The organism is Asaia astilbis JCM 15831 (assembly GCF_000613845.1).
Classification (GTDB): Bacteria; Pseudomonadota; Alphaproteobacteria; order Acetobacterales; family Acetobacteraceae; genus Asaia; species Asaia astilbis.
In genome coordinates this window covers 244,172-268,561 of record NZ_BAJT01000002.1, presented here as the reverse complement: position 1 = coordinate 268,561, position 24,390 = coordinate 244,172, and the positions used below count along the sequence as shown (strand labels likewise).

Here is a 24,390-nt window from a genome sequence, read left to right as displayed (position 1 = left end):
CATGATGCTGGAAGTTACCGATAGAGCGCGTCACGAATATCGTGATGTTGCTATTCATAATAATATTCCGAATATCATGGGCGATATTGTAGAGAGTATTCCAAAACTACTCCCAGACGATTTGGGTGCAAATGTGCACGAGATCTTCGTCAATGATGCGAACACCATGATGATCGCCATCGTGGACCGGGACGAGAACCCTATTGGATTGATCGACCGGCAGTTCTTCTTCGGTCTCATGTCGGGGCGGTTTGGGCGCGCGCTCTATACGGGCGCCCGTTCAGCTTCTCGTGCATCAGGCTCCGATTGTCGTTCCTGATACGGTCTCCATTGCCAGTTTCACGCAGGAGCTTCTCGAGAAAGATGCGAGTGACCTTTATCGTGGCTTTCTCATAACGCGTAACGGACGTTATGTCGGTGCCGCGTCGACTTTGTCTCTCGTCCGCGCCACGCGTCTACAGAGTGAAGATGCCGCCAGACAATCGCAGCAGATGACGGAAGATTTGAGAAACGTCATTGCCGAGATCTCCTCAAACGTCGAGGCGGTCTCCAAAGTATCGTCTCTCATCAGAGAGAGCAGTGTCGCGTTGTCCGGTCGAACGCAGGCGCAGACTCAGGATATCGTGCAGGCTGCGGAGAGTGTTGGAGAGATCAATAACGCCGTAAACGACACGGCCCGCAATGTTGAGAAAGCGCGTGACCTTGTTGCTGAGGTCAACGGCGATGCCCATGATTTCCGGCAGGTTGTCAGCAATACGGTCAAGGCGATTTCGGGCCTGGTCTCAAGTTATCAGGAGATGGTCGAGAGCCTTGGGGTGATTGAGGATATCAGTCTTCAGACGAGGCTTCTGTCTTTCAACGCCGCTGTCGAGGCGGCCCATGCCGGTCAGGAAGGGGCAGGGTTCGGTGTTGTCGCTGACGAGATACGCTCCCTCGCAGTGCGCTCCTCGGACGCAGCCAAGATTATTGGCGACCTCGTGACGGAATCCAGCGCATCGATGAAGCGCGGTGTGCAGCTGGTGGAAGATGTCGAAGCCGGGTTGGAAAAAATTGCCAGTCAGGTTGGCGCGGTGGATACGCTGATCGCCAAAATTCACTCGACGACCAGAACGCAGGTGGATCATATCGAAGATATCAACCGCACGATCTCGTCCATCAACAAGGTTGCTGGCGATAATCTGGCGATGACGGATGAAGTGAATACGACCTGCTACGAACTGGATACGAAGGTTCTGTCGCTGGACGAATTTGTCAAAGTCTACGATCACTGAGGACGACAGGCTGGTTGCGGGGAGTATGCCTTGACCTGACCAAGTGCGGGCGTGTGTCCGCTTTGGTTAGGCGTCCTGAGACACTCACGCAAGAGGGCGTTTCCTCACCCCCTTGCCGTAGTCTGTCATCGCCTTGCTGGGACTGGCTTTGTCGGGCCGCTCAGCCATGGTTCTGTCTTCAACGCTGGCGGGATCGGCACCTCATTCATACTGCCCTCCCTCGTGCAAAAAGCGTGACATCTTCGATGAAGCTGGACAGGAGGCGGATTTCCGGGCTGCGCTCATTGACTTCAGCTGAGCGGAAATACGGGGGGAGATAGAGCCGGATCAGCCGCGCTTGGCGCCCAGCCCCTCACGCGTGACAGCCCGCATCCTGGCCAGTGCATCGAGTTGAGCGTCGAACGCGTCGGAGAGGGCAAGACACTCCTCGTCGGTGAACTCATGAGCGCGGTTCTTGATGAAGCGACGCATCTTCATGGCTTGGGCAATGCGAGCCAGCAGCATTGCATCGGACCTGCCAGACGCTCGTGCGGCCGGTATGAGGGCGCTGAGCGAGCCAATGAGAGGTAAGGTGGCAAGTCGGGAGAGAACAGCACGTCGAGACGTGCTAGGAGAGGTGTTAGCCTTTGGCATGGAGAGTGGTCCTTGCTGGAGGTTAGTTCGGGCTTGAGGCTGCAATCCTCAGGCTCGAACGCTCAACTTACACACCTTACTTCAAAAAGCAACGTGACTTACACACTTTGCGCATAGGTGAATTTCAGCTATCGCTCGAATATGAATAATGAGAAGCAAGATCAGCGCATCCAGCTTGTTGCCTCGAAGAGCTTTATATCTTCAGTGGATGAATGGCGCCGCCAACAGCCCGATCTTCCATCCAGATCGGAAGCAATACGCAGGCTGACAATCTTGGGCTTGGGAGCTTTTCGTGCTCCCGACCAATCTAACTGAGGGCGAGACCTAACGTGTTATGCGATGAGTGTTATTCATAAAAGTATTTCATATACTATATTTTTTGAATTGAATAAAAAATCATACAAACATCAGTAAATTTATTTAAGTGAGTATTCATATGAAGGCTGTATTCGACGTCCGCGTGAATACCCATTACGATGACAATATGGGAACGCGGTATCACTTTCCGAACAAAAATCTTCGTGCTGCCGAGCAATGTTTAGGTGACTGGATAATCTACAGGGAAACTAAACGCGGTGGGGGACGCTCTGCTTTTGTCGCCGTCGCCCGACTAAGAGCAATAGAGCCTGATCCAAATGACGTAAAGTCAAGTTACGCTATGATGGAGGACTTTCTCGAGTTCGATGTTGTTGTTCCGTTAGATAGAAACGGAATACCGTATGAGAATATACTTATTGATGTTGATCTAGCTATGCGAGGTATAACCTTGCACGGAAATCCCATACGGACAATTACTGATTTAGAATTCATGTTAATTTTGGAATCAGGTCTTCCTGGCGGTATAATAGATGGTGGTATACTTTATGAGCCGCTTCAGCAAGAGGCTAATAACGCTCGAAATGCCAGAGAAATCAGACAGTTTCTGATTAATCGCGCAATTCGAGATGCAGCATTCCGTCGCAAGGTCATTTCTGCTTACGAAGGGCATTGTGCTATGACAGGAATTCGTCTTGAAGACAGCCGCGGGTATTTCGAGGCCCAAGCTGCCCATGTTCGGCCGGTTGCAGACGGGGGGCCGGATATAGTGCAAAATGGTATCGCTCTGTGTGCGACAATGCATTGGCTTTTTGATCGTCACGTGGTCTCTCTGACGGATAATTTTGAAATTCTTGGTTATGATCGGTTGCCGCGAGAGCTGAGGCAGCTTTTAGTACCGCCTGGAGAGCAAGTTCGATTGCCACGAAACCCAGACGATTTCCCGCGCCTGGAGTTCGTACAGAGGCACCGCGAACGCTTCAACCAAGGGCTAGTTTGACCGCGAATAAGTGAAGATCCGTGCTTAGTCTCCGTCTTCGCCGCCGTTCTTAAAGTCTTAGTTCCGCTTGCCTCCGTGACCGTAGCTTTTCCGCGTTAAGTCAATCGGATCAGGGCTTTTGCTCAATTGAATAACGCGGCAGCTCTTGCCACCTCACTTTGGTGTAAGCGCGAGATAATCGATAGGGGCTGCTAACGTGACAGCCCCCGATCATGCTCAGACCTAAAAACTGAGCCTAGGAGATTAAGGGCATTTTCCTATAATGCCATCTTTTTCTAGGCCAGACATTATGTTTTTTGTGGTGACTTGTGCTGCTTTAACATCATGTCGCCCCCAAATACCGCCAAAGTGCCACGCTGGTGTTCTGTATCGATATTCGGACATCCATATGTTTCGTTTTGATTTAACATCTGAAACTTTGACCGTTATTACCTGAGATAAAACTGAGTTATAATCATCAACTATAATATCTTTATTTCTGAGAGTGATGACCCGATCGATCTTATGCTCTGAAATCATACCATCTATATCTAGATTTGGGTTCAGGGACATTGAGGTTGGATTATAAATATAAGAAGCGATATTGCATGATTTCATTTTATCTTGAAGATTTTCGGCTATAATCCCACCTTGATTGGATAAAGTATCAAGAGATAGATTGCTAATTATAAGTACGCTATTGGTAGTTCCATATATATTATCATCGTGTACCGATCCAATGTTTTTAACGTTCGCTCCACAACCCGATAAAAGTATCGAAAAAAGAAGGATAGAAATTTTGCTTTTCATTGAAATAATTGTCCTCGCCTGATTTCCTGTTGAAGTTCTGCGCGCGCTGTCTGGGCACCTGCTCACATAGTGGAAGTTCAGGATTTTACGCCAAAGTTACAATAATCGTAAGTGGGTGATGTCATATTAAGACCGCATTGTAGAGGCAACTGTTGAATGCGTCATTTGTCAGCCACAAACGGGATCGATCTCCGCGTGACCTGATTGCACATGCGGTGTGGCTGTATTTCGATCCCCTCCAGGCTTTAGTCTGTAATGGAAACACTGCTCGAGCGGGGCATTGTGATTTCTCTATGAGGCGATCCGTCGATCAAGCCGAAAATGCAATGCAGCCTATGCCCGTGCCCCGTGACGCAAGCCAGTAACGTCTGGCGTTATCTGGCGTCTGGACGAGGTGAGGATCATGATCCGTGGGCGGGCCTGCTGGCTCTGGCGGGCAACGGATCAGAGCAACTAATGTTGTAAGCGAGATCCTGCAGACTCGTCGAAGTACCAGATCAAGAAGACGTCTCATGACCCGGCTGCTGAAACGGTAGGGTTTGCGCTCCTCCGTAAGGCCAATTTCACGTAGAGGAATGTACAATCGGGCAGAAAACAGCCATCTTCTTCGCCATTCGTGATGTCTTGGTTTCACCCACCTTCGTCATCGCAGCTCTTTTGCGTCACATCCATCGGATAGGGCTTACGCCTTAAGCTGTACTGTAACCGCTTCTGGACCTGCTTACTGCGAAATAGCGCGCTGCAAAGCGTCAGACCTTGCCGGGTCTCTCCTTCTGCATTTCATGACTGTCAGAGCGAATGAGAACGCTACCTCTGGGGGGGGGCAGCATATCTTACTTTCAGAAGCCTGGTGAATCTCGGTGACACGGGCCGGTCTGGTCGGTTTTTGACGTCAGTTACCGAGATGCTCCGTGTTGGTGGGAGATTGCCCTTCCTAGGCGTCGTTCCTATTGTCCGAGAATTCGCATTCCCGGATAATAGGTGGACAGGTCAGATCAAGAGACGACTCTCATAGATAGAGAAATTATTATCTATAAAGCCAGTATAATGAAAGTATCAAGAACTAAGTCAGAAAAACTTTTCTATGAAAAAGTCTATATTTTCTGACATTATTTGATCTAAGTTTTCATTTACTTTTTCGTCGCTCCACTCCCACCATTTTATTTCCATTAATTTCGATACTTGCTCTTTTTCAAATCTATATTTCAAAACTTTAGCAGGAGATCCACCCACTATTGCATAAGGTGGAACATCTTTTGTCACAATAGATCCTGCAGCAATAACTGCACCATCACTTATGTTGATACCACCTTTGATAAAAACACTATGTCCTATCCACACATCGTTCCCGATAGTTGTGACGCCGTTGTATATATGGTCTTCAATGTTATCTAGTGGCTTCCAAAAATCGTTCCATATAGATTTAAATGGGTAGTTTGACACAAATCTATAATTGTGGTTTCCGCAGATAACTTTTACATTAGGACCAATACTTGTGAACTTACCTATGTTTAAATCGTTGGTAGCATTGGAATCTATTAAGTCGATATCACCATAAGTGTGTGTGCCAATTGTTTTTGAAGGGTACTTGTCTTTCGTTGGAGAAAATTCTTTAGGCTGATAATCCTTATCTTGTGATTCTAAATAAAAGTTTGGTCCGCTGGCCCCGTGTAATACATGTCTACCAACAAATTTTATATTTTCTCCCTTTATGATTACTTCATTGAACTCTGCTGAGACGTCCCTCTTTTTCGTTAGAAATATAAGATTATTATCTACTAACTCCCAGAACCTTTCATTTTGATTTCTATACCCTGATATGGTTCCATCATCCATGAACCTAACGAATTCCGACATTCTCACGTTATTTTCTTGATATAGGTTCCAATACCTATTTTTTAAGAGATTATTGATCATGTTTATCATTTGACCTGATGAACTTTCTTTTGTTTGGTAGCCAATATGTGGGAATATTAGTCATATTTTTCCCTTTGAACAACTCCCAACTCCCAAGGTCAAAGAAACCTTTGGTTCTGGACGTCTCTCAGTGAGTCAATTCCTCATGTAGTGAGGGAGAAGGATGAATGATTAGACAGTCTGATTTTATGAGATCTTAAAGAGCGACTGGCGCGTTTGAGCAGTCTTGACGATTAGCTTGTGGCATTTTCCCGAACTGTGGATTTTGAGGTGTTTCGCCCTGATCTCAGAAATGTTCTGAACTATTCAGGTGGTAGTAAGGGCGACCGTGCCCATTTTCGGACACCAGAAACACAGGCCCCAGCCTCTCTCCTGCAACGAGGGAGGAGGCTAAGAGCTTTGACTTCACCAGACGGTAAAGCCACCATCGACGCTGACGATGGAACCGGTCATGAGGCTGGCGGCATCTGAGGCGAGAAACTGCACGACCGAGGCGACTTCTTCCGGCTGGCCAACGCGGCCCATCGGCGTGCCGTCAAGCCAGCGGTCATAGAGCGCGGGTTTCTGCATACCGAAGCGGGTCAGCGTCGTCTCAATATAGGTCGGGGCAACGGCGTTGGCGCGAATGCCATGCTGCGCCCATTCGGCCGCGAGCGAGCGGATATACTGGTGCACCCCGGCCTTGGAAGCATTATAGGCGGCCTGTTCCTGAGGACGGTTGACGATGAGGCCGGACATGGAGCCGATCGCGACAATCGCGCCTCGCTTCTGCCGGATCATGACTTTGCCAGCGGCCTGACAGCAGCGGAAAACCCCGTTCAGATTGACGTTGATCTGCTTCATCCACTGATCTTCGGTCATGTCCTCGGCTTTCACCTCGGAGATGCACATCCCGGCATTCGCAACCAGAATATCGAGCGACCCGTGCTTTTCAGCGATGGTGTCGATCGCCTGCTTGACGCTCGCTTCTGAAGTTACGTCCAGACTGACGCTGCAGGACTTGAATCCCTGCTCAACGAGGTTCCGGGCGGCCTCGGCGGCCTTGCCGTGGTCCAGATCGGCAATCACCACATGGGCGCCAGCTTCAGCAAGCGCGGTGGCACAACACAGGCCGATATTCTGCGCGCCCCCTGTGACGACAGCAATACGACCATCGAGACGCAGTTTTTCCATATACATGAGAAAAGCCTTTCCTGATTAGCGTGCGAGACGGTGACGCGTGAGCTTTGTCAGCGCGATACCTCTGGCATCAAAGAGATGACAATTATCTGCTTGAAGACGGAGTCTGATGGGGCGATCGATCTCGCCTCCATGGTCGCCATCGGTCTGCACGATCAGCAGCGTGTCGTCCGCAAGCGTGACATGCAGCAAGGTGAGGGCACCGAGGCGCTCGACCATGCGGATCGTGCCGTGCACGTCGCCCTCCGGGTCGATCACGATATGCTCTGGTCGAACACCCAGTGTCAGAGCTTCGGCCGAAGCCGTCTCGCCCGGGAGAACAGGCACGAGCAGAGACTCACCACGATCGCGCGCCACCGTGACGCCTTCCGGGTCGATAGAGCGTGTCGTGACCGGCAGAAAATTCATCGGAGGAGAGCCGATGAAGCGCGCGACGAACAGGTTGCGGGGATGGTGGTAGAGCTCGAGAGGCGAGCCTACCTGCTCGACAACGCCTTTTTGCAGCACGACAATCTTGTCGGCCATGGTCATGGCCTCGACCTGATCATGGGTTACGTAGATGGTTGTGGCCTTGAGACGCCGGTGAAGCGTGGCGAGCTCGACACGCATCTGTCCACGCAACGCAGCGTCAAGGTTCGAGAGCGGCTCATCGAACAGAAAGACCTTCGGGTTACGGACAATCGCGCGCCCGATGGCCACGCGCTGTCGCTGACCGCCCGAAAGCTGGCCGGGTTTGTGCTTGAGATAGGCATCGAGCTGGAGGGTTCTGGCGACGTCGGTAATTTTCTGACGCCGCTCTGCTTCCGGCATACCGGCCAGCTTCAGGCCGAATTCCATGTTCCGATAGACGTTCATATGCGGATAGAGCGCGTAGGACTGAAAAACCATGGCGAGACCGCGCTTGGCAGGTTCGAGATCATTGACCCGCGCTCCGTCGATCATCAGATCGCCACCCGAGATTTCCTCCAGCCCGGCAATCATGCGCAGCAGGGTCGATTTGCCGCAGCCTGAGGGGCCGACAAACACCACGAATTCCTCGTTCTCGATGTCGAGCGAGACGCCTTTGATGATTTCTTCGGCGTTATAGGTTTTGCGAATATCGCGCAGTTCAACTTTGGCCATGGGTCACTCCAGAAGAGCGTGAGATGCAGGCGGTGCGGGTCATTTGACGGCGCCGAAGGTGAGGCCGCGCACGAGCTGCTTCTGGCTGAACCAGCCGAAGACAAGGATCGGTGCGACAGCGAGTGTCGAAGCTGCGGAAAGCTTGGCGAAAAACAGGCCCTCGGGAGACGAAAACGATGCGATGAAGCTCGCCAGAGGGGCCGCATTGGAGGAGGTCAGATTGAGGGACCAGAAAGCCTCGTTCCAGCACAGAATGAGAGAGAGCAATGCCGTGGAGGCGATGCCAGGCAGGGCGAGTGGGAGCAGAACCACGCTGATTTCCTGCCAGCGATTGGCTCCGTCCATCCGGCCAGCCTCGAGGATTGGCACCGGAACTTCCTTGAAAAACGTGTAGAGCATCCAGACGATGATCGGCAGGTTGGTCAGCATATTGATCAGGGCCAGACCGATAATCGTATCGAGAAGATGCGCCGATTTGGCGATGAGATAGACCGGCACAAGCACCCCGACAGGGGCAACATCCGCGTGGACAGCATCCAGAGCAAAGTGCCACGTGTGCGTTTGCCGGGATAAAACGCCATCGAATACGCCGCAGGAACGCCGAGCAGAAGCGCACAGCCTGTGGCCAGCACCGACATGAAGACGGTGTTGAACGTAAAGTGCCAGTAATTCTCCTGAGCGAACACATCGTGATAGCTCTGCAGCGTCGGATGGAAGATCAGGTGAGGGGGCGTCGAAATGGCGTCCATCTCGCTCTTGAACCCTGTCAGAACCATCCAGAAGAGGGGGAAGAAGATCCACAGGGCGACCGCCCAACCGACAAAGCCTATTGCGATTTTGGGGAGGCGGTTTTTCTTGCTGGCCATGAGCTCAGGCCTCCAGATTGCGGGCGACCGCACGGACAAGGAAAGCGGCGATGATATTGGCAATCACAATCGCCACGACGCCACCAGCCGAGGCACCCCCGATATCGAATTGCTGCAGGGCACGAGAAAAAATCAGGAAGGCGAGGTTGGTCGAGGCCACGCCAGGTCCGCCCGAGGTCGTGACGGAGATTTCGGCGAAGACGGTCAGAAGATAGATCGTCTCGATCATGACCACGACAGTGATGGCGCGGCTCAGATGTGGCAGGATGATGTAGCGAAAACGGGCAATGGGCCCTGCGCCATCCATCCGGGCCGCTTCTTTTTGTTCATGGTCGAGCGACTGAACCGCCGTCAGCAGGATAAGCACGGCGAAGGGAAGCCACTCCCAGGCGACGATCATCATGACTGTCTGCATCGGATACTGCGCCAGCCAGTCGATGGGCTGAAGACCGACAGCCCGCATGAAGGCGCTATACACCCCGTAGATCGGATGCAGCATGAGGTTTTTCCACAGGAGCGCAGAGACTGTGGGCATGACGAAAAACGGCGAGATCACCAGAACCCGGGCAATGCCCCGACCCCAGAACTCCTGATCGTAGAGCACGGCCAGAAGCACGCCGCCCCCAACGCTGACGACCAGAACGCCGAGCACAAGAAGAACGGTATTGAGAAGGGAGTACAGAAAATCAGGATCGGTCAGCAGATAGACGTAGTTGCTGACCCCGGCGAACCCCTTGAGGGTCGGATCGACCAGATTATAGTTTTGAAACGAATACCAGAGCGTCAGGACGAGGGGGATCAAAGACCAGATCAGCAGGATGATCACGGCGGGAGAGAGGAAAATTCCGGCTCCCTTCTTGCGTGTCACCCGATCTGGCGGGGTGAGGGCAGCTTCCATGGATAAGCTCCGCAGGCGGGTTTCCGCCTGTCCTGGCTGTTATGGGAAAATGTACGGGTCGAGCGACGGGTCCTGAGGGGGGGCTCCTGAAAGGCAGACTCACGCCGAGAGCGCGTCTCGCATAAGGGTGCGATGGCGTATCTGCTCGTTATGCAGCGCCTGAAACACCGTGAATTTGGCCTTGTGGTAGCGCGCTGTGCGCCGATCGGGTGCCACTTCGGCACCCACGCGGGTCATCTGGGACATCGCGACCCGCATTGTGGGATAAACGCCCCCGGCCACAGCCCCGAGAATGGCAGAGCCCAGAAGAACCGCGTCAGGCTCTTGTGGAAGCATCAGCTGGCATCCCGTGGCATTGGCATGTTCGCGCAGGAATACCGGGTTTTTCGTCCCGCCTCCCGTGGCGAAAATCGTGTCGATCGCAAAGCCCTTGGCATTGAGCGCCGCAATGATGTCCCGCGTGCCGTAAGCGAGGGCCTGAATGGTGGCGAGATAGAGCCTGGCGAGATCGTCGATGCTTGCCGAAAGGCTTAGCCCGCTGATCATGCCCTTGAGGGTCGGATCGGCATGGGGGGAACGATTACCATGAAAATCCGGCAGGACGTGGAACTCGGCGGTGAGAGAGCCGGGCAGGGCGTCTTTCTCCAGCAACGCCAGCCGCTCATTCAGCAGTTCATAGACCGTGCGGCTTTCTGCTTTGGCTTGTGCAGCGAGGGCCGGCCCCTGAGCATGGCTTGAGATGACAAAATCGATCAGGGAGCCGACCGCGGATTGACCCGCTTCATTGAGCCATGTCCCCGGCACCATCGCCTCGGAATAGGGCCCCCAGATTCCCTCGACGTAGCGGGCCTCACGAGAGACCACCATGTGGCAGCTCGATGTGCCGCCAATCAGGGCCAGACTGCGATCCAGAGCGGCATCATCGACGGTTTCGCCAGACGCCGAGCCGAGCACGCCGATACCGCCTGCATGGGCGTCGATGGCCGAAACTCCGACCGGGATACCTGGCTTAAGCCCTAGCTCCTCAGCCGCTTTCGCGCTCAACCCGTTGCCAACGGTTCCTCCCAAGGGGCGCACCATCGTCCCGATGCGGCGATAGCCTCTTCGACGAGATCGCCGAGGCCGATGGCCTTGAAATAGGCAGGGTCCCAGCCGTTTTTGTGAGCCAGATAGGTCCATTTGCAGACGGTGGAGCAGCAGCTCCGTGAATCGCTGCCCGTTGCGCGCCAGGTCAGGAAGTCTGGAAGGTCGAAGAAATACCCGGCTCGGGTATAGATCTCGGGAAGATTGCGCTTGATCCAGAGGAGCTTTGGCGTCTCCATCTCCGGCGAGATCGTGCCGCCGACATAGCGCAGGACATCGTATTGTCCTGCGTTGATTTCCTCCGCTTCTTTCATCGCCCGATGATCGGCCCAGAGAATGATGTCCTGCTCTGGCGCCCCCTGCGGATCGACCGAGAGCGGGTTGCCGTCCGGGTCGAGCACGACGAGCGAACAGGTGGCATCAAATCCGATGCCGCGAACGACAGGCTGTTTCTCGGAGAGTTGGTGCATTGCACCGCGCACGCTTGTGCAGATGGCCTCCCAGATGTCGCTTGACGATTGCTGAACGAAATCTGTCTCAGGGCGCCAGGTTTGTGTCGCGGTGACACAGGAAGCCAGTTTCTGCCCGGTTAGGGAAAACACGCCAGCCCGTGCGCTACCCGTCCCGACATCGATGCCAATGACAACTTCCATGAGAACCCATCCCATAACTTACTATTTTGTCATATTCTCACGCGTGCGACGGGATGCAACTCACCAATGCGTGCGATTTGTAACAAGCTATTTGATACAACGCACAAAAAAACCCGACATCTTGTGATGTCGGGTTTCGAGCCAGTCTAGCTGGAAGGGCTGGATCAGAAATTCACGCCTGCCTGAAGGAAGACATTCCGTCCCATGAACAGGTTGCCGTACTGGTAGACATTGCTGTTGGTGCCGCCATCGACAATGTAGGGCGGCTTCTTGTCGAAGAGGTTCCGCACGCCGGCCTGGAAATTCCAGCGATTGAGCTGGTAGGCCAGCGTGATGTCATGCGTGAAGATGCCGGGGGTTTTATAACGTCCGCCCGAGGCCTTCGTCAGGTCGACGGACTGGTCATTCCAGACCATACCGCTCGTGTAGCTCATCATATAGGTGAAGCTGAACGCATCGTGGCGCCATGTTGCCGTTGCGTAGTCACGCACACGGGGCTGGCCGGTCGAGTTGTTGTAAAGAAGACGACCGTCATAATTGTACCACTGACCACCGGGTACGTATTGCTGCTGATAGCTGACGAGCTGCTGGAAGTTGTTGCTCAGTGTCAGGCGATCATGATGCGTAAGGCGCAGAGTGTAATCGAGGTCGAAGTCGATGCCACTCGTGCGCAGCCCACCCAGATTCTCGTAGAGCGCAGAAGCGGTCTGAATCTGCTGGGTTTGAGCATTGCGCGTAATATTGGCGCAGTAGCCAGAATTGCCGCCCGTATAGCACTGATCCAGCAGGTACTGCGTACCAATCGCGCTGATCATGTTCTTGAGCGTGTAATGCCAGTATTCGACTGACAGGGAGAGGCCTGGCACCCAGTGAGGCGTCACCACCGTACCGAAGGTGTAGGTGCGTCCGGTTTCAGGCTTGACCTTGGAATTGCCTCCCTGAAGGGTCGGGACCTGGGCCGTGTTGATTTGCTGCAGGTCGGCTGGAACGCCCTGTCTCGCGCAGGTAGCCGCTACCATTGGCGAGCTTGCGCCGTAATTGGCGACACGCGTGCAAGGATCGACTGCCGTTTCGTAGCTGAGCTGCTGGCCACCGAAGAGTTCGAAGATATTCGGCTGACGATACGACGTGCCGAGCGTTCCTCGGAAACGGATATCGCGGTTCGGCGCCCAGTTAATGGCGACCTTCCAGTTCTTTGCAGCTCCGAAGGTATTGTAGGAGGAATAGCGGCCCTGCGCGTCGATCGTCAGATCCTTCGCGAGGAAGGCATTTTTGAGCAGGTTCAGCTTGCCTTCAAGGTAGCCTTCCGAGACATTGAAGCCACCACCCGTATAGGCTTGGGTGTTGGTCAGCGTCATACCCTGGGACACCAGCGGGTCAGGGCTGTCGCTCATCTGCTCGCTACGATGTTCCATACCCAGCGCGATTCCGAGGTCGCCCCCGTTTTTCCACGGCATTGAAACAACGTGGTTGTTATGCACCCGGAAATTGGTGTCGCGGAACTGATACTGGATGTTCTCGGCGGCTGTGTAGTTGCTGTAAGCCGTCCCCCGCTGTGTGAGCTTGCCAAACGGCGAGGACAGCTCGCATCCGGCTGAAGCCTGACAAACTGTGGGATCGTAGGCGAGGCTGGAGTCAGGATTGCCGGGATCCGTTGCGCGCAACCCCCAGCTATTGAGAAGATTGGCGTAATTTCCGACATTGAGCGAGCGGACGTTCTCGCGGTTCACACCATAGGTGTAGGACGCGTCGTACATCCAGCCATGGGTGATCTCGCCCTTGGCACCGAACATGCCGGTCACCGTATCGGAAGCGCGCTCTGAGCGGCGGGCACCCCATTCCGTCATGCGACGGTAAACCAGAGTATTTTCGCCAAAAGGATTACCGGGATAATCCGCAGGCACGATTACACTGCCCGGTAGCTCACTTGGCGGTATCGCACCTGTCATGGGCTGAGGGGCCAGAAAGCTGTTCGTCGTACGGTGGCTGTACAGCACGTTGGCGTAGACGGTCAGGTGCTTGTTGACGTCGTAATGCGCATCGCCGGAAAGAGACGAATCCTGATAATTGTTGGTCAGGCTTGAATCGCGATTGAACGGATAACGATCAGCGCTCGTAAAGGGTACAACCGTCTTGCCGCCGTCGCGCGAGGTGAAGGAGCCGCCGCTATCGGGTTGGAAGAAACCGTTGCTCGAGATGGTCGAGCCATAAATCGGCTGGCCGGATGTCGGGTTCGTCTGCGCAACGGGGTTGGCCCAGGAGCGATTGCGCTGCATGACCCCCGTCGAGGTTAGATACTGGCCGAACAACGAGATGTTGCCCCTGCCATGATCGAAATTCCACCCCTTGAAGGCGGACAGCATACCCTCAGGCGCATCGCCATATTGCGAGATGCTGCCACGCATCGTGATGTTGCCCGTATTCACGTCATGACGCATCTTGATGTTGATCACGCCGGAAACCGCGTCAGCACCGTAAAGTTCTGAGCCGCCGTCTTTCAGAATTTCGACGCTAGCAACTTGCTGGAGTGGAATAGCATTCAGATCGACGCAGTTCGAATTGCCGTTGATCGTGGTGCGCTTGCCGTCGATCAACACCAGAACGCGGTTCGTTCCGAGATTGCGAAGATCGGTACAGGAGACGCCGCCGCCGCCATTGGTCACGGCGTTCGAGACGGCGTTCGACCCAACTGACGGAAGGCGTGAAAAGAAATCGGCGAGGTTGTTCACACCAGTCTGCGCAATCTGCTTGGCGGAAACGATCTGAACCGGGTTGGCATTGGTGTTGTTCGACGTGCTGAGCGCCGAGCCGACAACCGTGATGCTCTCATTGCCGGCAGGGGCCGCACCCGGAACGCTCTGTAGGGCGCCACGACGGGCACGCACCGGTGCTGTGGTCGAGACTGTTGTGGCCTTAGCTGATCGGGGTCAGGCTGGTCTTTGCGGTGCCGTGTTTGACCGCGGCCTTGTGGGCTGCCTTATGCGGCGTTGTTACGTCGGATGCGGCGTGAGCCGAGACGGTAGCGCTGGCAAGGAAGGTCGCGCCCAGCAGCAGCGAGGCGCGGCGGACATGCATGCGGGAAATGGCCATTGGTCACTTTCGCGAAAGGAAATGGTGGCGGAAGGAACTCCGAATTGGCTTCGCAATGGCACGAGGTGATTGAGAGTTTCAATGTCGTAATGTGATGTCATGCGGTGTCATTGTGACAATTTCATTGCACCGTGTTCCGGGTGCAACAGGTTGTTGCAAGGGCAATGTTATAAAAATCTAAAAAAGGGTCTCTGAGCAAAACTTTATTACTCTGGGGTCTTGACCAATTCTTCACGCAAACTTTACAAGAGCGCCTTTCTTATTACTCCAAGCCCCAACTCAGCCCTCAGCGAGCCGCCATGTCCGTTCATCCCGTCGTTGCTTCCGTCACCGAGCGCATTATCGAGCGCTCAGCCGTGTCGCGGCGTCGTTATCTCGCCCTCATGGAGCGCAACCGCCAGAAAGGCATCTCGCGCCCCCGGCTTGCCTGCGGCAATCTGGCCCATGCAATGGCGGCCTCGGGAGAGGACAAGGCCCGTCTGATGCGCGGCGGTGGCGTCAATCTTGGGGCTGTGACCAGCTATAACGACATGCTTTCGGCGCATCAGCCTTACGCACGCTACCCTGACCAGATGAAGCTCTTCGCTCGTGAAGTCGGTGCAACGCTTCAGGTGGCAGGAGGCGTGCCCGCCATGTGCGATGGTGTGACGCAGGGGCAGGAGGGGATGGAGCTCTCGCTGTTGTCGCGAGACAATATTGCGATGGGGACGGCCATCGGTCTCAGCCATGGCATGTTCGAAGGCGTGGCGTTGCTCGGGATCTGCGACAAGATCGTGCCCGGGCTGCTTATGGGCGCGCTGCGTTTCGGCCATCTGCCAGCTCTGCTCGTGCCTGCGGGACCGATGACATCGGGGCTGCCGAACAAGGAAAAGCAGCGGGTTCGTCAGCTCTATGCTGAGGGCAAGGTTGATTCCAGCGCGCTGATGGAGGCTGAGGCCGCTCCTATCATAGCGCGGGCACCTGCACGTTCTATGGTACGGCCAACACCAACCAGATGATGGTCGAGCTTATGGGGCTCATGCTGCCCGATTCAGCATTCTGGAACCCGAACAGCCGCATCCGTCAGGCGCTCAATCGCAAGGCGGTGCACCGTCTGGTTGAGATTTCGCGACCCGGAGACGATCATCGTCCACTGGCGCATCTCGTGGATGAGAAGGCAATCGTCAACGCAGCCATCGGATTGCTGGCGACCGGCGGATCGACCAATCATGCAATCCATCTCCCGGCAATTGCGCGGGCTGCGGGGATTGCGATTGACTGGAGCGATCTGGACGAGCTTTCTTCCGCTGTGCCGCTGCTGACCCGCGCCTATCCGAACGGTGCGGCAGACGTTAACGCCATGCAGGAAGCGGGCGGACTGCCGACGCTGATCGCCGCACTGTGCGAGGCGGGGATGCTGCATCAGGATATTCTCACCGTCTCAAAGGGTGGTTTTGCCGATTACGGATGCCGCGCGCGCCTTGAAGGCGAAGCTCTTTTGTACAGCGCAGCCCGCGCTTCTGCGGACCGCAGTGTGCTGCGTGACACAAAAGACCCGTTCCGCAAGGATGGCGGCATGCGCCTCGTTCAGGGGTCGCTCGGGCGTGGCATTTACAAGACCAGCGCGGTCGATGAAGACCGCCAGACGATTGAGGCACCCGCCGCAGTCTTCCACACCCAGGACGACGTAATTGCTGCCTTCAAGGCGGGCAAGCTGAACCGTGATGTGATTGTTGTCGTCCGCTTCCAGGGGCCGGACGCCAATGGCATGCCCGAGCTGCATCGTCTCACGCCGGCGCTCGCAGTGCTTCAGGACAAGGGCTATCGCGTGGCGTTGCTGACGGATGGCCGTATGTCTGGTGCGAGCGGCAAGGTACCCGCTGCCATTCATATCTGCCCTGAAGCGCAGTCTGGCGGCCCCATTGCCCGTATCGAAGACGGTGACATGCTGCGTATATGCGCCCTTCGCGGTGAGATTGAAGCTCTGGTCGATCCTGCGGTATGGGAGCGCCGTCAGATAGCGACGCCCCCCGCTGCCCGGCGCTGGAACGGGCCGTGAGCTTTTTACGCTCATGCGCAGCCGCTCCGACACGGCGGAGAAGGGCGGCTCGGCGATGCTCGCAGCTTTGGAAGACGTGATGGAAAGTCACGGCGCGGAACTCGATAAGGAAAAAATTCATGCTCGACACGACAATGCTGGACGCGTGATGACCAGATGTCCGGTCATTCCGGTACTGGTGATTCCGGATCTGTCACTGGCACGGCCGATCGCGCAGGCGCTGGTCGCGGGCGGGTTGACCACGCTTGAGGTAACGCTACGCACCGAATGCGCGCTCGAGGCGATTGCCGAGATGTCCAAGGTCGAAGGCGCTCATGTCGGGGCCGGAACCGTGTTGAACGGTGATGATCTTGCGCGCTCAGTCGAGGCGGGCGCACGCTTCATAGTCAGTCCCGGTCTGACGCCGGAAGTGGCCTCTGCCGCCCAGCGTCATGACGTGCCGCTTTTGCCCGGCATCGCCAATGCGGGTGATATCATGCGTGGTCTCGATCTCGGTCTGAGCCGCTTCAAGTTCTTCCCGGCCATGGCGAATGGGGGGCTTCCCGCGCTCAAGGCGCTCGCTTCGGTCTTCGGTCAGGTGAAGTTCTGCCCCACCGGTGGAATCAGCGAAGAGAATGCAGCCGAGTGGCTGGCTCAGCCTGCGGTAAGCTGCGTTGGCGGTTCCTGGCTGACCGGCGGAGCTTTCGATGCGGAGGCGATCCAGTCGCGTGCACAGCGTGCTTCGCAGCTTAAAGGCTGAAGACAGACTGATGCGGGAGAGGAGAGGGCGCTTCCCTCCCGCCTCTCACCTTCTTTACCGCGCAAAGACCTGCGCGTCTGGACACTAAGAGAAGTTTTAAGAGCGTACCGATTGCAACGAGGCCGGAAATCGTTGAAGTAGGATCGATGCGTTTCATGACTGTCCTTTTTGCGTGTTGTGGCGATGACAGGCGCTCATGACAAAGCAGGGTCGATCCTATTTCGGACTCGCCGGCGTCATCGTTCTCGCCATGACGACCGAGCTGAACGAGCAGGTTTCCTCTCAATCCTTGCCTGATATTCTCGGTGGCCTCGGTCTGAGCCACGATCCTGGCACCTGGTTCAACAGTCTCTATCTTTCAGCCGAAATCATGGGCATGGCGCTCGCGCCCTGGCTGGCGCTGACTTTCTCCGTGAGGCGCTTTGCGATTGTTGTTACCGTAACGGCGAGTATCTCTGCAGCGCTCATCCCGTTTACCAGCAATCTGGCCCTGCTTTATGGCTTGCGGATTATCGAGGGGCTTGCGGGCGGCCTTGCCGTGCCGCTGGTACTTCTGATTGCATTGCGGGTGCTGGCGCCGCCCGTCAGGCTTTATGGGCTGGCTGCCTATTCGTTGACGGCCACGTTCTTTCCAAATCTGAGCACCGCTCTGGCCGGGCTCTGGACCGATCTCATCGATTGGCGTTTCGTGTTCTGGCAGGCCGTTCCCTTTGGAAGCCTCGCGATTTCCCTGCTCTGGTACGGCATCCCGGCCGAGGCGCCGAAATATGAGCGGTTCGAGAAATTCGACTGGAAGGGCACGCTCCTGATCCTTTTCGGGTTCGGTGCGCTATCGACTCTGTTGCAGCAGGGAGACCGGTTCGACTGGTTCAATTCACCGGCGATCTGCGTTCTGGCTTTGATCGCAGCGATATGCCTGCCGTTATTGATCTATGTGGAGTGGAACCAGCATACGCCTCTCTTCCGGTTTCAGTTGCTTGGCAGGCGTAACTTTGCCTATGGCGCGTCGACGCTGCTTATTTTTCTGGTCGTGTCGCTCGCTTCATCGACGCTGCCCGCGACATTCCTGCAGGAAGTGGCCGGATACCGGCCTGAGCAGATCTATCTTGTGACGCTCGAAATTGCGTGCATTCAGCTCGTGATGCTGCCTCTGATGGCGGTGGTGTTGAACAGCAAATCAGTCGACAGCCGTGTCGTCAGTTTTCTCGGGATGGGGCTTATCCTGATGGCGTGCCTCGGCGACAGCTTCATGACCGTCGACTGGAACCGCAACGAATTCTATCTCTGGCAGATTTTCATGGGGGCAGGCGAGGCGATGATCGTCATGCCGCTCCTGATGATGTCGACCAATTCGCTCGTTCCGGCGGAGGGGCCTTTTGCAGCGGCCATGGTCAACACGCCGCGCGCTGTGGCGCAGGCAATCGGCATCTGGCTGCTGCAGCTGATTCACCGTTGGCGCGGAGGGCTGCATTCCGATCGGCTGACCGATCAGATTGGGCGTGATCGTTTTCGCACCTATCAGGCCAACGCGCTTCCGCTGCAAAAGCCGGCACCGCTATTGCCTGATGGAACGCCTCGAACCGCGGATTCAGTCGTGACCTTCAAATCGCAGCTCGCCCATCAGACCGCAGTACTGGAATTATCCGATGCCTATCTGATCATCGCTGCGATCACCGTGTTTCTGATGGTCTGGGTGCTTGTCCTGCCTCAGCGTACTTATCCTCCCCGTCTCATGTTCATAAAGAAACAGTCCTGACCCATGGCCTCTGACGACCAGAAGAGAAGCCCCGCCAAATGGCCTTTTGCCGTTACTGGCCTCATTATTGCAGTGTTCTGCGGCATTGTGCTCGCGATCGTTTTCATACCGTCCCGTCATGTCTGGACCAATGACGCTTATGTCAGCGCGCATTATGCGACGATTGCTCCTCGGGTCTCCGGTCAGGTGATCGAGGTGCTCGTCGATGACAATCAGAGCGTCAAGGCAGGGCAGGTTCTGGCGCGTCTCGATCCGAGAGATTACGAGACGGCGCTGATGCGGAGCCGCGGGCAGCTGGCCCATGATGAAGCATTGGTTCTGGACGCGGAATCCTCGGTCGATCGTCAGCCAAGCCTGATCGATGAGAGCAAGGCCGAGGCTGGCCGCATTGAGGCGCAACTTGTTTATGCGCGTCAGAATGCTCAGCGCTACCACAATCTCGCCCAAACGGGTGCGGGCTCGACCCAGGAACACCAGATGACCGATGCCTCCATGAGAGAGCTGGAGGCTAATCTGCGAAGCATGAAGGCACGGATCGCTGCTGCCGAGGCCGAATTACCGATGTTGCGGGCCCGGCACCAGGCGGCTCTGAAGACGATTGAGATCGACCATGCTGTGATCAGACAGGACGAACTCAACCTCTCCTACACGGAAATCCGTGCCCCGTTTGACGGGATGGTCGGAGAGAAGACGGTGCAAAGCGGGAATTACGTGGCGCCCGGCGCTGCACTGATGGGGCTCGTGCCGATGGATCAGCTCTGGATCATGGCGAATTATCGTGAGATTGCCCTGCGCAACATGCGTCCCGGCCAGCGGGCGCGGATCCATGTCGATGCCTATGACATGGATCTGGAAGGGATTGTCGACAGCATTCCACCGGCTTCAGGGGCAGCCTTTGCGCCCATAGCGCCGGAAAATGCGACAGGCAATTTCACCAAGATCGTGCAACGTCTGCCGGTCAAGATTGTCCTTGCCCCCGGACAGCCTCTGGCCAAGCTTCTGCGGATAGGCTTTTCGGTTGAGACGACAGTCGATACCCATCTCGAAAACGTTGTGGACGAGCAAAAGCATAGTGCAGCCGGGATCACGGCACGATGAGGCTTGCGACGACTCTGCTCGGGGTTCTGTCAGCGGCAACCTGCCTTGCGGGGTGCACCCTCGGGCCTGATTACAAGCAACCCGATGTCATTGCGCCGAGGCATTTCGAGGAAGAGCCTCAGGGGCTTGCAGGAGCAACCTATGGCGGTCCCGTCGATCATGCCTGGTGGAAGCTCTTCAACGACCCTGAACTGAACCGGCTGATCGATCGGCTTGCGGTGCAGAACATCGATTTGCAGCGTGGCATGCAGCGGATTGAAGAAGCACGGTCCCAGACGCGGATCGCGGCGGCACAGGGATTGCCCAGTGTCGATTGGGCGGGGTCGTATTCGCGCACGCATCAGAGCCCGACAGGGTTTATTTCGCTTGTTCAAGCTCGGACCGGTGCGCCGAACGAGTATAATTTTTTCCAGAATACGCTGGGTGCTTCGTGGGATCTCGATCTGTTCGGGCAGATCCGGCGCGCGGTCGAAGCGCAGCATGCAACCCAGGAGGCAGCGATCGAAGCCCGTCATGGACTTGCGCTCAGCACGCTGGCGACGCTGGTCGATTCCTACATGCAGCTCAGGGGCGTGCAGGATCAGCTCTCGATCACCGAGCGGCATCTGGCTGTTGCCGATCACGATGTTGCTCTTGTTGAGTCCCGTTTCGGGAATGGCGCTGCGACAGCGCTCGATCTTGCGCAGGCGCGCACAGAGCAAGCCAACACCGCAGCCTCTTTACCTACGCTGCATAATGCCGAGAGCGCCCTGATCAACGCAATCGGCCTTCTTCTCGACGAGCCGCCACGTAGTCTCGCGCAGGAGCTCGACCGCCATCACGGTGCCATGCCGATCGTCGTCCCTGCGGCGCCGATTGGTTTGCCTTCGGCGCTTGCGCGCAGGCGCCCCGATATTCGGGAGGCAGAAGCAAAGCTCCATGCCGCAACTGCCGGGGTCGGGGTCGCGATTGCCGCCTTTTACCCTGACATCACACTGACCGGCCAGATGGGCACTCAGACCCTCTCTGCCGCTAATTTTTTCTCCTTGCCCTCGCGTCAGTTCGCCACAGGTCCGACGCTTTCTGTGCCGCTCTTCGAAGGCGGTCGTTTGCGCGGAACCTTGGCCTTGAGAAAGGCTGAGCAGAAAGACGCCGCCCTTGCATTCCATCAGACGGTGATGACCGCCTGGAACGAGGTCGATAACGCGTTGACCGCTTACGCGCAGGCTCAGAAGCGACTGGCCCAGACCAGGATCGCTGCAAGGGAGAGCCGCAAAGCAGTCGACATTGCTCAGCAGCAATATCGTGAGGGAGCCGTGGATTTCCTTCAGGTCGATACAGCTGAGGGCAATGCCCTTGCCGCAGAAGCCGCTTTCTCGGCCAATCGGACACAGGTAGCAACAGCTTTCGTGTCACTCTACCGTGCGCTCGGAGGCGGATGGGCCTATCCCGGATTTCTTGAGAAAAATAACGCGAAAACAGCGCGATAAATCAATATACTAAGAAAATAGATGAACTCTCTTTGCTGAGATCTTCTGCCTGAACCGATTTGGCCGACTGATCCTCGGGAATCAAAAAGTCCAAGGTCTGGATGGCGTAATGGATCACGTTTTCTACGGCTGATGGGTAACTATTCGGAAGCAACGCTCACGATTGAGTCTGTTTTAGAATCATCAGGATAGACGCCGACATGAACCTGATGTCATAAGGCGCCATGATCGGTCGTTCTCATATCGTTCTTGGTGTCGCCTGCGCAGTCACCGCGTCTTCCATGGGCTATGTTCCGCTTTCACTGGCCAGTCTCATTGCGGCCGGGTTCGGTAGCCTGACCCCCGATCTCGATACGGAACGCTCGATGCTCGGCTGTCGGGCGCGCTGGCTCTCGCGCCCTTTGTCCCGTCTGTGCGGGCATCGCACCGTGACGCACTCGCTGTTGATTCCTCTGCTCGCCTCCGGGCTCACGCTTCATTATGCAGGCGTTGCTGCGCTGCGCTCAGCATGGGGCGCATTTCTGATTGGCTATGCGAGCCATATCCTTGCTGATCTCGTGACCGGTGGCTGCTGGGCCCTTTATCCTCTGGCGCGAGGGCGTATTGCGTTCTGGCCCTATGCCAAGACAGGCAGTTTCGGCGAATATGTCGTGCTGGTCTTCTGCCTTGGACTGCTGAGTTGCGTCACCTACCACTATCTCTCGCAGGATCTCATTCACCCCGTTTCAAGGCTTCATCGTCCGGGCTTGATTGCCTAAACGGCGCTGGATGACTAAGAGCAGCTCAACAAAACAGCCATTCTGGAGCCCGCCATGTCTTCTCCCGATCGCCTGCCCATCCGTCGGGCACTTCTTTCCGTCTCAGACAAGGCGGGGCTGATCGAGCTCGGCAAGGCGCTTGCGGCACAGGGAGCGCAGCTTCTCTCCACAGGTGGTTCCGCCAAGGCACTGCGTGATGCCGGGCTGGCGGTCACCGATGTTTCCGAACATACCGGTTTTCCCGAGATTCTCGACGGACGCGTCAAGACGCTGGTGCCGCAGGTCCATGGAGGCATTCTGGGTCGACGTGATCTCGCCTCGCATCTGGCCCAGATGGAAGAGCACAATATCGCCCCGATCGATCTCGTCTGCGTCAATCTTTACCCCTTCGCCGCGACGGTCGCATCGGGTGCCGGGGCTGAAGACTGCATCGAAAACATCGATATTGGCGGCCCGGCGCTCATCCGGGCGGCAGCCAAGAACCACGACCATGTCGTGATCCTGACCGAGCCGGCTCAATACACGGCGCTTATCGAGGCTCTGGCTCAGGGGGGCTCCACCCTCGCCGAGCGTCAGCTTTGGGCAGGGGCCGCCTATGCGCATACGGCCGCTTATGACTCCATGATCGCCTCATGTTCGCCGGGCAGCGCGGTGAGGCTCTGCCTGCAACCATGACGGTCAGCGGTGTGCGTCGTGAAGCGCTCCGCTACGGCGAGAACCCTCACCAGAACGCGGCTTTCTACACGACGTCGGAAAAGCGCTACGGCATTGCAACGGCTACGCAGGTGCAGGGCAAGGCCCTGAGCTACAATAACCTCAACGACACGGATGCGGCGTTCGAGGCAGTGGCTGAGTTCGACAAGCCGAGCGTGGTGATTGTCAAGCACGCGAACCCTTGCGGTGTTGCAAGCGCCGAAACCCTCGAAACCGCCTGGAAGGCCGCTCTCAAATGCGATCCGGTGTCGGCTTTCGGCGGAATTGTCGCGCTCAACCGTCCGCTGGACGAAGCGACGGCCGAACAGATTGCGACCATCTTTACGGAGGTCATCGTGGCACCCGATGCGAGCGAGGGAGCGAAGGCGGTCCTGAGCCGCAAAAAGAACCTCCGTCTCCTGTTGACGGGGGGCGTCCCCTCGGCTGTCTCTGAGGGGCTTACCTTCAAATCCGTGGCGGGCGGTTTTCTGGCGCAGAGCCGTGATGCCGGTGAGGTCACGGAGGCCGATCTCCGTGTTGTGACCAAGCGTGCGCCGACCGACGCAGAGATGGCCGACCTGCTTTTTGCGTTCCGCGTCGCAAAGCACGTCAAGTCGAATGCCGTCATCTACGCCAAGGATCGGGCAACTGTCGGGATTGGCGCGGGTCAGATGTCGCGCGTTGACTCAGCCCGCATCGCGGCGCGGAAAAGCCTTGATGCTGCCGAGGTTGCTGGTGAAACTGTCGCGCTGACTCAAGGTTCTGTCGCTGCGTCCGACGCGTTCTTCCCCTTCGCCGATGGGTTGGAAAGCGTGATTGCCGCAGGCGCCATTGCCGTGATCCAGCCGGGTGGCTCGATCCGCGATCAGGAAGTGATCGATGCTGCCGATGCGGCCGGGATTGCCATGGTATTCACCGGGATGCGTCATTTCCGTCACTGAGGACCGCGTGCATGCGGGACAAGGCTTACAGGGGGCAAGATGAAACACTGGGCAAGAGGACTTTCAGTCTCACTAGGCGTTT

General features: G+C 56.2%; 16 protein-coding genes and 5 pseudogenes. 11 read left to right on the top strand and 10 right to left on the bottom strand.

Annotated features, from left to right (window positions below):
• Nucleotide 1 precedes the first annotated feature (1 nt).
• Nucleotides 2-319, top strand: coding sequence for a CBS domain-containing protein (locus JCM15831_RS02610; protein ID WP_025822513.1), 318 nt, complete (start codon nt 2-4; stop codon nt 317-319).
• A complete protein-coding gene (locus tag JCM15831_RS02605; protein WP_025822511.1) occupies nt 291-1,271 on the top strand; it encodes a methyl-accepting chemotaxis protein in 981 nt (326 codons plus the stop codon). The genes JCM15831_RS02610 and JCM15831_RS02605 overlap by 29 nt, the downstream gene beginning before the upstream one ends.
• Before the next feature lie 327 nt (nt 1,272-1,598).
• Here the strand turns inward: JCM15831_RS02605 and JCM15831_RS21320 are convergent, their stop codons facing one another.
• The gene (locus tag JCM15831_RS21320) at nt 1,599-1,904 is read right to left on the bottom strand and encodes a hypothetical protein (RefSeq protein ID WP_156938710.1); all 306 of its coding nucleotides are present in this window, start codon (nt 1,902-1,904) and stop codon (nt 1,599-1,601) included.
• Nucleotides 1,905-2,340: 436 nt separating this feature from the next.
• Here JCM15831_RS21320 and JCM15831_RS02595 point away from each other — a divergent pair, with 436 nt between their 5' ends.
• Nucleotides 2,341-3,219 (top strand): HNH endonuclease, encoded by an 879-nt coding sequence (locus JCM15831_RS02595; RefSeq protein ID WP_025822509.1) that lies wholly within the window; start codon nt 2,341-2,343, stop codon nt 3,217-3,219.
• A 243-nt stretch (nt 3,220-3,462) separates the two neighbouring features.
• Here JCM15831_RS02595 and JCM15831_RS21315 read toward each other — a convergent pair whose 3' ends face one another.
• Together JCM15831_RS21315 and JCM15831_RS19855 are read right to left on the bottom strand one after the other, a co-directional pair.
• Nucleotides 3,463-4,008: a hypothetical protein gene (locus tag JCM15831_RS21315; protein ID WP_156938709.1), complete on the bottom strand. Its 546-nt coding sequence runs from the start codon at nt 4,006-4,008 to the stop codon at nt 3,463-3,465.
• A 1,068-nt stretch (nt 4,009-5,076) separates the two neighbouring features.
• On the bottom strand, nt 5,077-5,925 hold the full coding sequence (locus JCM15831_RS19855; RefSeq protein ID WP_269530271.1) for a CatB-related O-acetyltransferase: 849 nt from the start codon (nt 5,923-5,925) through the stop codon (nt 5,077-5,079).
• Between the two features lie 207 nt (nt 5,926-6,132).
• On the opposite strand from JCM15831_RS19855, the pseudogene JCM15831_RS22280 reads away from it, so the two are divergent.
• Nucleotides 6,133-6,264: pseudogene (locus JCM15831_RS22280) on the top strand (IS5/IS1182 family transposase); the annotation flags it as partial.
• Nucleotides 6,265-6,330: 66 nt separating this feature from the next.
• Here the strand turns inward: JCM15831_RS22280 and JCM15831_RS02580 are convergent.
• The 7 genes and pseudogenes from JCM15831_RS02580 to JCM15831_RS22275 form a co-directional block, all read right to left on the bottom strand.
• Nucleotides 6,331-7,104 carry an SDR family NAD(P)-dependent oxidoreductase gene (locus tag JCM15831_RS02580; RefSeq protein ID WP_025822505.1) on the bottom strand — a complete coding sequence of 258 codons (774 nt, stop codon included), beginning with the start codon at nt 7,102-7,104 and terminating at the stop codon, nt 6,331-6,333.
• Between the two features lie 18 nt (nt 7,105-7,122).
• Nucleotides 7,123-8,226: an ABC transporter ATP-binding protein gene (locus tag JCM15831_RS02575; RefSeq protein WP_025822503.1), complete on the bottom strand. Its 1,104-nt coding sequence runs from the start codon at nt 8,224-8,226 to the stop codon at nt 7,123-7,125.
• 39 nt (nt 8,227-8,265) lie between these two features.
• Nucleotides 8,266-9,092, bottom strand: a pseudogene (locus JCM15831_RS16080) (carbohydrate ABC transporter permease).
• Between the two features lie 4 nt (nt 9,093-9,096).
• Nucleotides 9,097-9,990, bottom strand: a complete 894-nt coding sequence (locus JCM15831_RS02565; RefSeq protein WP_025822500.1) for a carbohydrate ABC transporter permease — start codon at nt 9,988-9,990, stop codon at nt 9,097-9,099.
• Nucleotides 9,991-10,089: 99 nt separating this feature from the next.
• A pseudogene (locus tag JCM15831_RS16075) lies at nt 10,090-11,726 on the bottom strand (FGGY-family carbohydrate kinase).
• Nucleotides 11,727-11,890: 164 nt separating this feature from the next.
• Nucleotides 11,891-14,611 (bottom strand): TonB-dependent receptor domain-containing protein, encoded by a 2,721-nt coding sequence (locus JCM15831_RS16070; protein ID WP_232227950.1) that lies wholly within the window; start codon nt 14,609-14,611, stop codon nt 11,891-11,893.
• A 28-nt stretch (nt 14,612-14,639) separates the two neighbouring features.
• Entirely contained in the window at nt 14,640-14,816 is a 177-nt protein-coding gene (locus tag JCM15831_RS22275) for a hypothetical protein (protein ID WP_232227949.1), read from the bottom strand.
• 299 nt (nt 14,817-15,115) lie between these two features.
• Between JCM15831_RS22275 and edd the strand changes: the two are divergent.
• From edd to purH, 7 genes and pseudogenes are all read left to right on the top strand, one after another.
• Nucleotides 15,116-16,951: pseudogene (gene edd / locus JCM15831_RS16065) on the top strand (phosphogluconate dehydratase); the annotation flags it as partial.
• Nucleotides 16,952-17,002: 51 nt separating this feature from the next.
• A complete protein-coding gene (locus JCM15831_RS21805) occupies nt 17,003-17,593 on the top strand; it encodes a bifunctional 4-hydroxy-2-oxoglutarate aldolase/2-dehydro-3-deoxy-phosphogluconate aldolase (protein WP_035773730.1) in 591 nt (196 codons plus the stop codon).
• Between the two features lie 196 nt (nt 17,594-17,789).
• Nucleotides 17,790-19,349 carry an MFS transporter gene (locus JCM15831_RS02540; protein ID WP_025822498.1) on the top strand — a complete coding sequence of 520 codons (1,560 nt, stop codon included), beginning with the start codon at nt 17,790-17,792 and terminating at the stop codon, nt 19,347-19,349.
• Nucleotides 19,350-19,352: 3 nt separating this feature from the next.
• Nucleotides 19,353-20,447 carry an HlyD family secretion protein gene (locus JCM15831_RS02535; RefSeq protein WP_025822497.1) on the top strand — a complete coding sequence of 365 codons (1,095 nt, stop codon included), beginning with the start codon at nt 19,353-19,355 and terminating at the stop codon, nt 20,445-20,447.
• The gene (locus tag JCM15831_RS02530) at nt 20,444-21,916 is read left to right on the top strand and encodes an efflux transporter outer membrane subunit (protein WP_025822495.1); all 1,473 of its coding nucleotides are present in this window, start codon (nt 20,444-20,446) and stop codon (nt 21,914-21,916) included. The genes JCM15831_RS02535 and JCM15831_RS02530 overlap by 4 nt, the downstream gene beginning before the upstream one ends.
• A gap of 224 nt (nt 21,917-22,140) precedes the next feature.
• Nucleotides 22,141-22,674, top strand: coding sequence for a metal-dependent hydrolase (locus tag JCM15831_RS02525; protein WP_025822493.1), 534 nt, complete (start codon nt 22,141-22,143; stop codon nt 22,672-22,674).
• 54 nt (nt 22,675-22,728) lie between these two features.
• Nucleotides 22,729-24,308: pseudogene (gene purH, locus JCM15831_RS16055) on the top strand (bifunctional phosphoribosylaminoimidazolecarboxamide formyltransferase/IMP cyclohydrolase).
• Nucleotides 24,309-24,390 lie beyond the last annotated feature (82 nt).

Bases quoted from the DNA above. Each gene is read 5' to 3' on its own strand.
- JCM15831_RS02525 (WP_025822493.1), top strand. From the start codon at position 22,141: ATGATCGGTCGTTCTCATATCGTTCTTGGTGTCGCCTGCGCAGTCACC.
- JCM15831_RS02610 (WP_025822513.1), top strand. From the start codon at position 2: ATGATGCTGGAAGTTACCGATAGAGCGCGTCACGAATATCGTGATGTT.
- JCM15831_RS21320 (WP_156938710.1), bottom strand. From the start codon at position 1,904: ATGCCAAAGGCTAACACCTCTCCTAGCACGTCTCGACGTGCTGTTCTC.
- JCM15831_RS02580 (WP_025822505.1), bottom strand. From the start codon at position 7,104: ATGTATATGGAAAAACTGCGTCTCGATGGTCGTATTGCTGTCGTCACA.
- JCM15831_RS02595 (WP_025822509.1), top strand. From the start codon at position 2,341: ATGAAGGCTGTATTCGACGTCCGCGTGAATACCCATTACGATGACAAT.
- JCM15831_RS02575 (WP_025822503.1), bottom strand. From the start codon at position 8,226: ATGGCCAAAGTTGAACTGCGCGATATTCGCAAAACCTATAACGCCGAA.
- JCM15831_RS02540 (WP_025822498.1), top strand. From the start codon at position 17,790: ATGACAAAGCAGGGTCGATCCTATTTCGGACTCGCCGGCGTCATCGTT.
- JCM15831_RS02530 (WP_025822495.1), top strand. From the start codon at position 20,444: ATGAGGCTTGCGACGACTCTGCTCGGGGTTCTGTCAGCGGCAACCTGC.
- JCM15831_RS21805 (WP_035773730.1), top strand. From the start codon at position 17,003: ATGACCAGATGTCCGGTCATTCCGGTACTGGTGATTCCGGATCTGTCA.
- JCM15831_RS02565 (WP_025822500.1), bottom strand. From the start codon at position 9,990: ATGGAAGCTGCCCTCACCCCGCCAGATCGGGTGACACGCAAGAAGGGA.
- JCM15831_RS02535 (WP_025822497.1), top strand. From the start codon at position 19,353: ATGGCCTCTGACGACCAGAAGAGAAGCCCCGCCAAATGGCCTTTTGCC.
- JCM15831_RS22275 (WP_232227949.1), bottom strand. From the start codon at position 14,816: ATGGCCATTTCCCGCATGCATGTCCGCCGCGCCTCGCTGCTGCTGGGC.
- JCM15831_RS19855 (WP_269530271.1), bottom strand. From the start codon at position 5,925: ATGATCAATAATCTCTTAAAAAATAGGTATTGGAACCTATATCAAGAA.
- JCM15831_RS21315 (WP_156938709.1), bottom strand. From the start codon at position 4,008: ATGAAAAGCAAAATTTCTATCCTTCTTTTTTCGATACTTTTATCGGGT.